The organism is Alicyclobacillus sp. TC (assembly GCF_016804365.1).
Lineage (GTDB): Bacteria > Bacillota > Bacilli > Alicyclobacillales > Alicyclobacillaceae > Alicyclobacillus_I > Alicyclobacillus_I tolerans.
The window spans coordinates 2,163,155-2,175,487 of record NZ_CP044434.1 but is presented as its reverse complement, the minus strand read 5'-3'; the positions used below and the strand labels follow the sequence as shown (position 1 = coordinate 2,175,487).

Below are 12,333 nucleotides of genomic sequence, written 5' to 3'. Positions count from 1 at the left end.
TACAATCATTCACAATGCGCATTTTGCGGGTCGGAAATGGAGCAAGAAGAGCGGGAAGTAAATTATCGCCAAGTATGTTCTTCTTGTCTCGACAAATGGGAAAGGGATGCTGATGCAACTTGGTAGTAAGAAGTCAGCAAAAAAGGTTGTCCCTCACGGAAAAAGTCAAATCGCTCTGTGCATTTACAATTAGTCACAGATGGCAGAGCTTGGCTTGTCCCTAAGGGCAACCTTTTTTGTTTGACAATATCAACAGATTATAGAGCCATATCAGCAGCTAACGGGCGGACGACGTGCGGAGAGAATGACTTGACGTATGGTTCGAACGACTCAATGATACCACCACCGAGGCAAACTTCTCCATTGTAGAGTACAACCGATTGTCCGGGAGTAATAGCTCTTTGGGGTGTATCAAAGAGGACGTGCGCACCTTTAGCGTGCATATAGACAGTAACTTGTTGATCAGGCTGGCGATAGCGAAATTTGGCTGTACAGCGAAAAGTCTCAGCAGGTGGATGACCAGCAATAAAATGAATTTCACGGGTTTGTAATGAAGTGCTGTAGAGCAAGGGGTTGTTCAATCCTTGAGCAACCACAAGCTGGTTGGTAGATAAAATTTTGTCCACCACAAACCACGGTTCACCATTACCTTCACGTTTACCACCGATGTTTAATCCATGACGTTGGCCGAGAGTATAGTACATCAAGCCATCGTGTGTTCCTAATACATGTCCGTCTGCATCTATAATTTCTCCAGGCTTAGCTGGTAAATACTGTTGTAGAAATTGTTTAAAGTTTTTTTCGCCAATGAAGCAAATACCCGTACTGTCTTTTTTCTTTGCTGTCGGTAATTTTGCTTCGGCGGCAATTTTACGTACTTCTGGTTTAGGCAAATGACCAATTGGGAAAACAGCTTTTTTTAAAGCTTCCTGACTGAGTAAGTGCAAAAAATAGGTTTGGTCTTTTTGGTCATCCGCCGCTCGCAACAGGATGGCTTCTTGATCTTGTAGTTCCATACGGGCATAGTGACCAGTCGCGAGTCCATCTGCACCAAGTTCAAGGGCAACATCCAACAATTCTTTGAATTTAATTTCACGATTACAAAGAACGTCTGGGTTAGGCGTTCTTCCCTGTTGATACTCTTGAAGAAAATATTGAAAGACGCGTTGTTCATATTCTTTTTCAAAATTGACACCGTAATAAGGGATGCCAATGATTTCGCAAACTTTGGCCACATCTTCAAAGTCTTCTGTTGCAGTACAACGTCCTTCCGCGTCTGTATCGTCCCAATTTTTCATAAAGACTCCAATCACTTCATGTCCTGCTTGTTTCAGAAGCCATGCAGCCACTGAAGAATCCACTCCGCCTGACATGCCTACAACAATTCTTTTTGGAGAGGAAGCCTTGTGCATGTTGTTCCCTCCTTATTTCTTGGCTTGAGCTTTTTATATGCAGAACCATCTTACGGTTTTTGCCATTCAAGCGCTCGTACCTTAGTAGTTTGCGCAATTTTATCTATGCGGTCAAGAAGAGGTAAACTGTTTTCGATATGAACTTTTCCTTCAGAGGGAACTGGAGGATACGCGTTCTTTTTGTCGAAACTCAAGATGATTATACTGTTAATTTCCGCTGCAGCGAGTGTTCAAACAGGATTGGGGAGAATCAAATGTTTCAAATCAATCGCCAAGTTATCTTGGAACATCCAAGATTAAAATTTTTACAAGATGTCGTACCTATTGATGAACATATGGACGGGATCGAAAAATTTATTAACCTGTGTTATGTCGACGAAGGATGGAATGTGGTTCAACATGGACGAGTGATAGCTCTAAGGGCTACTGATGAACAACGACTTTCATCAGCTTTCAAGGCAAGCCTATATCTTGGCAAATATAAAGATATGGCGAATACAGAACGGTTTTTGAAAAGCATGGTATCTGCTGGACATTCCTACGAACCGATTCGAGGAGAAACCATACTCTTTCTGTTTATTGGTATTGGCAAACCGGTTTACGATCATCTGGTTACTTATACGGTCGGTCGACCTACTCGGATTGCTGGTGGGCAGCGAGCTAATGTGCCCTGGGGTTTTGAATTGCCTGTAGAGGCGAGGAATGAAGAAGAGTATGCGGAAGAACTGGATCGCATTCGTCGTGTAATTCAATTGGCTAAAACGGATCGGGTTGAACAAATGCAGGCGGCGCGTGCCAAATTGCCTGTGGGCTATATCATGCCGCCCTTTCTCTTTGAATTTTCTGAAGAAGCGCTCATCAAACATGTCTTTCGTCAGCGACTCTTTGAAAGGGGAGCGCAAGGGGCGACTGTTGAAGTGGTCAGTGACATGATGGAATGTTGCATGCAAATCGATCCTCAGAAATGGGAAGTTCTGGTTGACTATCATGGGCCTCATTTACAACAGTGGGAAAAAGCCATGCGTACATTGCGAAAAGAATCTTATCAATTGAAAGATATATGTAAATTATTAGATATCTCTTTGGAAGAGGCTCTACAAAAAGATTTATACTCTCTCCTGTTGGAGTCGGTGGGCAAGTTGCCGCCATCGATGTGGGAGAAACAGCGTTAGATGATAGAGTAAGCAGAAAAAGCAAAAAGTGTTTCAAATAGATGAATGAAGACTCCACTTTGGCAATTATTGAGTGGCAGAGTGGTGTTGTGCCTGCGTATGGTATGCAGAGGGATACAGTCCGGGCAGAGATTGAACCTCTGCCCGTCCCTTCGCAATTTTCAATAGCTGATTAATGAGTCAAATGGCTGTCCTGGCTAGGTAAAATGTTTTCTGGAGATTTAGGTTCCACTGGATAAGCCCGCTGTCCGCAAGTACACCATACAGAAGGGTACGGATGTTCAGATATATGCATCCGTCCACAAGTACATAGATAACGAATGGCGGGGATATATCTTTCTAGTGTCATCGGATCGACTTGCCGAATCATTGATTTTAAAGTGGGGGGATGCCAGTTTTTTTCTAGGATCTCCAAGTGATTTGGGTGTTGCGGATAATCAACAACAATCATCTCACCCGCATAACTTAAAATACGATGAAGGCCACCATATTCTCGAATCACTCGTTTTGGAGAAGAAGCTTCTACATAAGTAATAATGGAACGATTTTTTTCTTGTGACGAATCGACAGGACGTTCCTGCCCAATCATTCGATACCAGTGAAGGATTTTGTTGGTCATACAGACACCCCTCTCCAAACTGCTCTTAGCTCAGTTGGATTCCCGCTCAAGTCCAATGGCTTCGTTATGGTCAAGGCGGTTTTTCTCATTTTTATTTCTCTACTTTGTTAGACGTTTTGACTTTGCGAAATGTTACAAAGTCGCGTCATCTAAGTTACGTTAGGACCGTTCATTCTGAACCTTGAATAAGGTGAGCAATTGTGACAAATTCGTGATAATTGCGTCTGCGTTTGTCAATTCGTCATCATGTCCGAATCCAAATGCGCAACCTATACAAGGAATTCCAATTTCTTTCGCAGCCTCAACGTCGCTCTGTCGATCACCTATCATCACCATACTCTCTATATCGAATACTTTGCAGTGTGCACGCAAAATATCCGCTTTTCGTTTACCGTGAACGCTTTCTAGGCAAAGTGGAAGCGTAAATAACGTATCAAGGTGTTGGGTTGACAGAACAGCGTCTAAGTAATCACAACCGCAATTACTAGCTGTGGTCAAAGTATAACCTGCTTGTTTTAGGGCTTCTAAAGTAAACCTTGTTTCAGGAAAAAGAATATCGCAATGAGACAGGGTAAAAGCTACCTCTTTTCCGCAGTCTGTCTCAGCCTGCTTGCGAATTTGCCCAGTTGAGTTGGGCATCAATACTTCCCAGATTTGCTCATCGGGCAACCCGAATGTGCGCGTCATGGTTAGGTCATCCGGCGCTTTGTCGCCATATTGGGCAATAATTTTTTTGTAAATTGGCAGGATGAAGGAAGCAGATGACAATAATGTTCCGTCAAGATCAAAAATAAGGGTACTGTAATCAGTCCAAGGTTTCATGATATGAGTATACCAGTATGAAAGAAAACGGTGAATTCTTGAACACTTGGCATGGGCTGAGTTTGGTTTACAATAGAGAGGGGAGGTTTTGTTTATGGGATTTCAGGGACAAAATCGCGTTGCTGTCATTACTGGAGCAAGTTCAGGAATCGGTGAAGCTATTGCCTATGGTATGGCGGAAGCTGGCTTTCGTTTGGCGTTAGGTGCGCGACGCAAAGAACGTCTTGAGCAAGTGGCTCAGCAAATCGCAGAGCGATGGAAGACTGAAGTATACATAGCTGAATTGGATGTGACAAGGCGGGAGAGTGCTGAGGCGTTTGTCAAGGGTGTCGTTGGGCATTTCCAACAAGTAAATATATTGGTTAACAATGCTGGTTTGGCTCGAGGCACTGCGCATGTGGCTGAAGTGACAGATGAAACGGATTGGCAAGAGATGTTGGAAACCAATGTTATGGGTTTATTGCGAATGACAAGATTGATTTTACCGCATATCCAGACAAGCACTAGTGGACATATCATCAATATTGGCTCAATTGCTGGACATGAGGCCTATGCAGGAGGCTCTGTGTACTGCGGGAGCAAATTTGCTGTTCGAGCTATAACAGACGCTTTGCGTCAAGAATTGCTGGGTCAACCGATTCGTGTCAGTACGATTGATCCAGGCATGGTCGAAACGGAATTTTCTGTTGTTCGCTATCACGGTGATAAAAGCAAGGCAGATGCGGTCTATGCAGGTATGCAGCCTCTGACGGCCTCTGATATTGCCGATTGTGTGGTTTATGCCGCTACTCGGCCACAACATGTCAATATTGATATGATTGTGGTCAAACCGACCGATCAAGCGGGTGCAGGGAAGGTAGCCAGACATCCCGTTCAGGAATAGTCTCGGTCTGCAAAGGATGTGCTAGGATTGCTCATTTCTGTAGAACAATTGCATGCTGCTATGCAGCAACAAGAAGATATCGTTGTGCTTGATGCGCGGTTTCGACTGGGGAAACCAGAAGCGGGTTTGGAAATGTATCAAAAGGGTCATATTCCTGGCGCAGTATATATTGATTTGGAAAAGGAATTGTCGAAGCCAGCAGCTCGTCCGGGTGGACGTCACCCCTTGCCTGAAATAGACGATTTAGTTGCCTGTTTTGCAGAGAAGGGAATTCATCAGGACTGTCTTATTGTGGTTTATGATGATAATCAGGGTATGGCGGCTCGTGCATGGTGGTTATTGACTTATCTTGGACATCAGCATGTGTTTTTGCTAGATGGCGGAATAGATGCTTGGTTGAGGGCTGGGTACCCGCTTCGACAAGGAGAAGAGCAGAAGACGCGCCAAACTTTTACAGCTATGCCGATGCAAGGTTGGACTGTCGATTATGAGGAAGTTGCTTCCCTTGCAGAAGCAGGCAATGGGTTGTTTCAGTTGCTGGATGCTCGTGACGCGGTTCGTTTTCGTGGTGAATCCGAGCCTATTGATGCTGTGGCCGGACATATACCAACGGCCAAAAATTTACCTTGGACGTATTTCCTTCATAGCGATGGGACATGGAAGTCGCCGCAAGAAGCAAAAGAAATTGTTGCCTCTCTGCAACTGTCTGAAGATACGCCAGTTATTGCTTATTGCGGGTCTGGAGTAACGGCCTGCTCGTTGATATTTGCTTTGCGTCGGGCTGGGCTTCGCCAGATTCGCCTCTATCCGGGAAGTTGGAGCGATTACATCAGTCATCACAATGCTCTGGTAGCTACAGGAGAAAAGGATGAAAACAAGTACATCTTGCCATGATTTTTGACAGTGATATCTCATAGGGAAAATGCTCTACAGACCAGGTGAGGAGGAATTTTCTATATGAATCAGGATTTGCAGAGTTTACTGCAAAAGTTTCGAAGTGAACTGCGAGAAATTGGACATTACGAGGAAGCTACACGGTTGATGGAATGGGATTTACGTACTGGAGCGCCCAAAAAAGGACATGAATTGCGTGCGGAAGCGCTCGGAACACTGTCGGCAAAGATTTTCGCCATGTTAACCAGTGAAAATATGGGCCGTTATCTGAATGAACTGACCAGTGCGGAAGCGGAACTGTCTCAGGTCGATCGCGCTCTGCTTCGCGTGGTGCGTGAAACGTATGAGCGCAGCAAAAAAATCCCTCCCGAACGGCACCAAGCGTATGTCATGCTTGTTGCTAAATCGCAATCTGTATGGGAAGAGGCTAAAAAACAGGCGAATTTTAGTATTTTAAAGCCTTATTTGGAAAAAATCATCGCTTTTAAGCGAGAATTTATTCAATATTGGGGGATTCAAAATCATCCTTACGACACTTTGCTCAATTTATATGAGCCAGGACTGACAGTAGCAAAAATAGATCCGATTTTTAAACAACTGCGGGAGGCTACCGTTGATTTGGTACAACGGATCGGTGAGAAAGGTTTTCCTAAATTCCCTGTTTCGTTGCGTCGGGAAGCGCCGATTCATCAGCAACGTCATTTTAGTGAAAAACTTTTGGAACGAATTGGATATGATTTTCAGGCTGGACGTTTGGATGAGACCGCTCACCCTTTTGAGGAATCCCTCAATCATTATGATGTGCGCGTAACCACCAAGTTTGTTCTCGATGACGTATTGAATGCTATGTACAGCACCTTACACGAAGGCGGCCACGCTCTTTACGAACAGCACGTCAGTGCTGAACTGATTGGTACACCGCTTTGTCATGGAGCTTCTATGGGTATTCATGAATCTCAATCTCGTTTCTGGGAAAACATGTTGGGTCGATCCCGGTCTTTTCTGCAGGCGATTTATGGAGACTTTCAAACAGCATTTGCTGGATTGTTTGCTGATGTCCATCTGGAGACTCTATATCAAGCAGCGAACCATGTTGAGCCATCACTCATTCGTATTGAGGCAGATGAATTGACTTACAATTTACACATTATGATTCGTTATGAAATTGAACGCGCACTTTTTGAAGAAACGTGTGAAGTTGGTGATTTGCCTCGACTCTGGAATGAGAAGGTTCGCGATTATCTGGGACTTGAGACGCCAAACGACGCGTTGGGCGTTTTGCAGGATGTACATTGGTCAGGGGGAGACTTTGGATATTTTCCCACTTATTCGCTTGGCAATCTATACGCAGCTCAGTTTCGAGAGACTCTTTACAAAGAAATTCCTGATATTGAAGAACAGTGGTCAGAAGGGGATTTCTCGCAAGTCTTAAAATGGTTTTCAACTCGAGTGCATAGTCACGGAAAAGTGCTTTTGCCAAGCGAATTGATCGAGCAGGCTACAGGGAAACCGCTGTCTGCAGATTATCTCATTCGTTACTTGCAACAAAAAATGAGCGATATATATCAAGTCTAAGAAGAGAAAAAGAGCTGGGAGAACAGGCGACGGCGATCCGGAAGATATTCCGGGGCGCCGTTTGACTTGCCGAGAGAGGTGAAAGAACATGCCCTGGCAAGCTCGAATTCAGACTATGTTGGGGAAAACATTTTGGATAGGGCTACTTCTCTGTATGTCTTATCTATTGGCTTTTATGCAACGGACAGGACCGGGTGTTGTGTCGACCACTTTGCAGCATACTTTCCACGTAAGTGGCGCTGTATTAGGCACAATGACCAGCGTGCAATATTTGCTTTATATGATTTTGCAGATTCCAGTTGGGCTTTCTGGAGACAAACTTGGCCCTGAGAAGCTTCTGGCAGCCGGCGTTTGTTTAGACGGCATAGGAACGCTTTGTTTTGCGGATAGCCACCAGTTTGCCATGCTTCTAGTCGGTAGAGCTATCGTTGGCTTAGGTGATGCGCTCATTTGGGTGAATATTGTATTGATCATCGGAGGCTATTTTCTCCCGTCTCAATTTGGCGCTTTACTTGGTATTGTGTCCACAGCAGGAAATGTGGGAGCATTGTTGACCACGATTCCGTTTGCCGCCTGGACGACAGTTGCTGGTTGGCGTGAACCTTTTGCTCTTCTTGGAATTTTGCTCGTTATCACGGCCGTATTTGATTTTGCAGTGATTCGGAAAAAAAGGCCAAGCTTGGATAGGGTGTCTGTCCTATCGGATCATCCAGTGCAGTTTAAAATTAAACCTGTTCCCATCCGAAGCATTTTATCTACTGTGATTCATGACAGAAATGCTTGGGCTACGTTTTTTTGCCATTTTTCAGCGGTTGGAACGTATATCGGTTTTGTGGGGCTTTGGGCTGTTCCTTATTTTGAACATACGTATGCAGTTAACCGCTCTTTAGCCACAACGTTTACTTTGACAGCCTTTGTAGGTGCCTTGATCGGTGGCCCGCTTGCGGGTACGCTGACTGACCGTATCGGTTCGCGCCGTGGTACCTATATTGTCCTGCAAGTGTTCATTTGTCTCTCTTGGCTGTCTGTTCCGCTTTTTGCTGGGCAACCACCCGTACTGATTGCCTATATGCTTATGTTTGTACTCGGATTGGGATCGGGAGGTAGTTTGCTGACGTTTGCCGTGATTCGAGATCAGACTCCTGCAGAGCGTGCTGGTGTGACTTCTGGATTTGCCAATACGGGAGGCTTTTTATCAGCAGTTCTTTTACCGGTACTGTTTGGCGCACTGTATGATGCTCACCTTCGCCAAGGTATCCATACGGCATATGCGGTTGCCTTTTTGGTGCCCACAGGTTTTACCTTGCTTGGCGTGATAGGCAGTCTGTTTATTCGAGAAAGAAGGCAAGCATTCCAAAATGAGGTGGGAGTATGAGTCAACTTCATTGGTTTTTGGATGATGAAAAGGCGTTAAAGCGTTTCAAAATCATTCGTGATTTGTCGCAGCAGTTCTCAAATCGGGCAGCACTTCACGATACAGATTCATCATTTCCCCGCGAAAATATTGCAGCACTGCGACAGGCGGGTTATGTGGGTTGGACAGTTCCAGAAATGTATGGTGGTCTCGGTTTATCATTATATGAATTGCTGGCTCATCAAGAAGAATTAGCTCAGGGCGATGGGTCTACCGCACTTGCGATTGGTTGGCATATGGGATTGTTCCTGAATTTATCAGCAACCGACGCATTACCAGAAGAAGTGTTTGCGGAAGTTGCTACAACCGCTGTTCAACACGGCTGGCTCATGAACTCCTGCGCAACGGAACCTGCCACAGGAAGTCCAAGCCGCGGCGGACGACCGCTAACAACTGCCAGGCAAGTGGAAGATGGATTTCTATTGACTGGCCGAAAAACGTTTAGCACACTTTCTCCTGAATTACATTGGATTCTAGTCACAGCTGGTATTGAAGATTCTGAAGATGTCGGCGAATTTCTCATTACCGGCAATCAAGTCCAAATTGTAGAAACATGGAATATGATGGGTATGAGAGCAACAGGAAGCCATGATATTGTCATGGAAAACATTTTTGTTCCCCATCGTTATTTGGTTGCACGCTTAAAGCCGGGAGAAAAATCACCGCGCAATCGTGATGGTGGCGGTTGGATGTTGCATATTCCTGCTTGTTATCTTGGTATTGCAATGGCTGCTAGAGATTTTGCTGTCCGCTATGCTGCGGAGTATCAACCTAATAGTCTAGCCCACCCCATTGCGCATGTCCCGCATATCCAAGAAAAATTGGGACAGATGGAAATGAAATTGTTAAGCGCTCGAACGTTGATGTACGACATGGCGAGAAGGTGGGATAGAGCGAGTAAATCGGATCGTCCTACATTGAGGCCTGCTCTTGGTGCGGTCAAGACGATTGCTGTCCAAGCTGCGATGGATGTGGTCGATCTCGCTATGCGTGTAGTGGGAGCACAAAGTCTTTCTCGTTCTTATCCTTTAGAACGGTTTTATCGTGATGTGCGCGCGGGATTGCATAATCCGCCTATGGATGATGTGGTTTTGCGTATGCTTTCCGAAGCAGCTGTAAACGAAATACAGAAAACTCGCAACAGTGATTCAAGATTACCCTTATTCTAAGTGTGATCAGATGGGTCAAAAAGGCATGTCAATATAGACGAAAGCTAGGGGTGAATGTATACGTCCGTTCCATTAGGAATATGTGTATACAGCCATTGAGCGTCTTTCAGGGAGAGACGCACGCAGCCGTGTGAAGCTGGTTGACCTAATTTTTGTGCCTCTGATTTTAAAATTTGTTGGTGGATATCCATGGGTATACTGTGAAACAGAAATTCTCCGTGATTTTTAAAGGAAATCCAGTATTTTGCTCCCTCATGGTATAAAGGTGAGTAAAACCACACCCCGCGTTCTGCTTGAATGTGAAAGTGTCCAAGAGGTGTTTTTTCATGCGGACTGCCTGTTGACGCTAACATGTCGGCCAGCAGCCGATCTCCCTGATAGACGAGCACATGTTGTGAAGAAAGAGAAACTTCAAGCCGGTAGGAGGAAGTTGATGGGCTGGCCTTAGCAGAAGTGATGTTTGGCAACATCAATCCTAAGACGACAGAAAAAAAAGCGCCAGTTTGAATAGAGCGATAAACGTATCGATAGTTTTTCATGAAGAACTCCTGCCATTCATTTGAAATTGTCGCAAATCGCATCGAATCTGCACATGTTACTGGATTAGTTTGTTTTTCCTTCAACGTCTCATACATAAATGCCCCATAAAAATTTTCTACTATTCAATATTGACCAAATTTTCTTTTCCGTGTAGCGTTAAATGAGATAGATTGAATACATAGTCATAGAAAATCATTCCTTTGGAGATGGTTATGTGACATATAATTTTGCCGAGAAAATTGATGAAATTGCCCAATTAGCTGGTGATAAGCTGGCCTTGATTTGTGTGGACGAAAATAGAAAGGAAAGCCATCTTACGTATGCCGAGTTGACTGCGCACAGTTCTCAACTGGCTAGAGCGTTACAACTGCAGGGTTTGCATATGGGTTCACGAGTACTTGTACTATTGCCACGTGGTATTTTGCCATACACTGTCTATTTAGCTTTATTGCGAATCGGTGCCACCATATTGCCAGGCTCGGAAATGTTGCGTTCTCATGATATAGTCTATCGACTCCAACATGCTGGTGTAGAAGCTGTCATTGCGGATGAAGGACTGCTTTCTGAGGTTGAAAAGGCGCTTGAGCAACAACCGGTCAAATATCGCTTTGTGGCTGGAGTGGCGCATGAGGGTTGGAAATCGTTAGATGACATTGTGCAAGGAGTTGCTCATCATCCACTGGTTCAACCTATGGATGATGAAGCATTGGCTTTTCTTTCCTATACCAGTGGTACGACAGGTGGTCCTAAAGGAGTTCAGCACGTATACAGTTGGCCTCGAGAACATCTAAAAATAGCAGGAACATACTGGTTTGATGCGAAACCTGAAGATTTAGCCTGGGCTACAGCTGGTCCTGGATGGGCTAAATGGGTGTGGAGCCCATTTGTTTCGGTGCTTGGCAATGGCGCCACAGGGTTTGTCTATACCGGGCGTTTTCAACCCGAAACTTATTTGCAATTGCTGAATGATTACGGAATCACTTTACTTTGTGCGACACCTACAGAATATCGTTTGATGGCCAAAGTGAATGGTTTGCAAAGGTTCCAGTTAAAGTTAAGATCAGCCTGTTCTGCAGGAGAACCTCTAAATCGTGAGGTTATTGATACATTTCAGAGAGAATTTTCAGTTTTAGTTCGAGATGGTTACGGTCAAACGGAGAATAGTCTTTTGGTGGGTACGCTCAAAGATATGGAAGTTCGTGCCGGCTCCATGGGCAAACCTTTTCCTGGAATGCGTATTGCCATAGTCAATGAGGAAGGTCAGCCGCTACCTGTAGGAGAAGTAGGGCATATTGCTGTGCACAAGTCATTTCCGGCACTTTTCCGTGGCTATTTAAATGATCCAGAACGGACCCAGGCGGCATTTCGAGGAGAATGGTATATTACCGGGGATAAAGGTCGTCAAGACTCAGAGGGATATCTTTGGTTTGAAGGCCGTTCAGATGACATCATCATATCTGCGGGATATACCATAGGGCCCTTTGAAGTTGAAGACGCTTTAGTCAAGCATCCCAAAGTAGCAGAATGTGCAGTAGTTGCCAGTCCAGATGAAGAGCGTGGCCATATTGTCAAGGCTTTTGTCGTTTTGCGCAATCCGGAAGATGAATTTCTGGGTGAGAAGTTAGTCGAGGAATTACAAAATCATGTAAAGCAACTGACAGCACCCTACAAGTATCCCCGAAAAATTGAATTTGTTAGAGATTTGCCGAAGACAACCAGTGGGAAAATCCGGCGTATCGAATTGCGCAACAAAGAACAAAAAAATTCCTCTTGGAGCAGGACCTAGTTCTTAGGTTCTGCTTTTTGTTGGGGTCTACTGAACGGTTTCTTAAC

General features: G+C 44.8%; 11 protein-coding genes. 7 read left to right on the top strand and 4 right to left on the bottom strand.

Annotated features, from left to right (window positions below; genetic code table 11):
* Window positions 1-257: 257 nt before the first annotated feature.
* Window positions 258-1,412 (bottom strand): tRNA 2-thiouridine(34) synthase MnmA, encoded by a 1,155-nt coding sequence (mnmA, locus tag FY534_RS10780; protein ID WP_203114544.1) that lies wholly within the window; start codon window positions 1,410-1,412, stop codon window positions 258-260.
* A gap of 254 nt (window positions 1,413-1,666) precedes the next feature.
* Between mnmA and FY534_RS10775 the strand changes: the two genes are divergently transcribed.
* Window positions 1,667-2,584: a hypothetical protein gene (locus FY534_RS10775; RefSeq protein ID WP_203114543.1), complete on the top strand. Its 918-nt coding sequence runs from the start codon at window positions 1,667-1,669 to the stop codon at window positions 2,582-2,584.
* Window positions 2,585-2,756: 172 nt separating this feature from the next.
* On the opposite strand, the gene FY534_RS10770 is transcribed toward FY534_RS10775, so the two are convergent.
* Together FY534_RS10770 and FY534_RS10765 are read right to left on the bottom strand one after the other, a co-directional pair.
* Window positions 2,757-3,203 carry a hypothetical protein gene (locus FY534_RS10770; protein WP_072872812.1) on the bottom strand — a complete coding sequence of 149 codons (447 nt, stop codon included), beginning with the start codon at window positions 3,201-3,203 and terminating at the stop codon, window positions 2,757-2,759.
* Window positions 3,204-3,362: 159 nt separating this feature from the next.
* A complete protein-coding gene (locus FY534_RS10765) occupies window positions 3,363-4,025 on the bottom strand; it encodes an HAD family hydrolase (RefSeq protein ID WP_203114542.1) in 663 nt (220 codons plus the stop codon).
* 94 nt (window positions 4,026-4,119) lie between these two features.
* Between FY534_RS10765 and FY534_RS10760 the strand changes: the two genes are divergently transcribed.
* From FY534_RS10760 to FY534_RS10740, 5 genes are all read left to right on the top strand, one after another.
* Window positions 4,120-4,908, top strand: coding sequence for an SDR family NAD(P)-dependent oxidoreductase (locus FY534_RS10760; RefSeq protein WP_203114541.1), 789 nt, complete (start codon window positions 4,120-4,122; stop codon window positions 4,906-4,908).
* 27 nt (window positions 4,909-4,935) lie between these two features.
* On the top strand, window positions 4,936-5,802 hold the full coding sequence (locus tag FY534_RS10755) for a sulfurtransferase (RefSeq protein WP_203114540.1): 867 nt from the start codon (window positions 4,936-4,938) through the stop codon (window positions 5,800-5,802).
* Window positions 5,803-5,865: 63 nt separating this feature from the next.
* On the top strand, window positions 5,866-7,377 hold the full coding sequence (locus FY534_RS10750) for a carboxypeptidase M32 (RefSeq protein ID WP_203114539.1): 1,512 nt from the start codon (window positions 5,866-5,868) through the stop codon (window positions 7,375-7,377).
* 88 nt (window positions 7,378-7,465) lie between these two features.
* Entirely contained in the window at window positions 7,466-8,752 is a 1,287-nt protein-coding gene (locus tag FY534_RS10745; RefSeq protein WP_203114538.1) for an MFS transporter, read from the top strand.
* Window positions 8,749-9,960: an acyl-CoA dehydrogenase family protein gene (locus FY534_RS10740; protein ID WP_203114537.1), complete on the top strand. Its 1,212-nt coding sequence runs from the start codon at window positions 8,749-8,751 to the stop codon at window positions 9,958-9,960. The genes FY534_RS10745 and FY534_RS10740 overlap by 4 nt, the downstream gene beginning before the upstream one ends.
* A gap of 44 nt (window positions 9,961-10,004) precedes the next feature.
* On the opposite strand, the gene FY534_RS10735 is transcribed toward FY534_RS10740, so the two are convergent.
* A complete protein-coding gene (locus FY534_RS10735) occupies window positions 10,005-10,499 on the bottom strand; it encodes a L,D-transpeptidase (RefSeq protein ID WP_238413514.1) in 495 nt (164 codons plus the stop codon).
* A gap of 215 nt (window positions 10,500-10,714) precedes the next feature.
* Here FY534_RS10735 and FY534_RS10730 point away from each other — a divergent pair, with 215 nt between their 5' ends.
* Window positions 10,715-12,286 carry an acetate--CoA ligase gene (locus tag FY534_RS10730; protein ID WP_238413513.1) on the top strand — a complete coding sequence of 524 codons (1,572 nt, stop codon included), beginning with the start codon at window positions 10,715-10,717 and terminating at the stop codon, window positions 12,284-12,286.
* Window positions 12,287-12,333: the final 47 nt, after the last annotated feature.

Coding starts and splice junctions, on each gene's coding strand:
- mnmA (WP_203114544.1), bottom strand. CDS start 1,412: ATGCACAAGGCTTCCTCTCCAAAAAGAATTGTTGTAGGCATGTCAGGC.
- FY534_RS10775 (WP_203114543.1), top strand. CDS start 1,667: ATGTTTCAAATCAATCGCCAAGTTATCTTGGAACATCCAAGATTAAAA.
- FY534_RS10770 (WP_072872812.1), bottom strand. CDS start 3,203: ATGACCAACAAAATCCTTCACTGGTATCGAATGATTGGGCAGGAACGT.
- FY534_RS10765 (WP_203114542.1), bottom strand. CDS start 4,025: ATGAAACCTTGGACTGATTACAGTACCCTTATTTTTGATCTTGACGGA.
- FY534_RS10760 (WP_203114541.1), top strand. CDS start 4,120: ATGGGATTTCAGGGACAAAATCGCGTTGCTGTCATTACTGGAGCAAGT.
- FY534_RS10750 (WP_203114539.1), top strand. CDS start 5,866: ATGAATCAGGATTTGCAGAGTTTACTGCAAAAGTTTCGAAGTGAACTG.
- FY534_RS10745 (WP_203114538.1), top strand. CDS start 7,466: ATGCCCTGGCAAGCTCGAATTCAGACTATGTTGGGGAAAACATTTTGG.
- FY534_RS10740 (WP_203114537.1), top strand. CDS start 8,749: ATGAGTCAACTTCATTGGTTTTTGGATGATGAAAAGGCGTTAAAGCGT.
- FY534_RS10735 (WP_238413514.1), bottom strand. CDS start 10,499: ATGAAAAACTATCGATACGTTTATCGCTCTATTCAAACTGGCGCTTTT.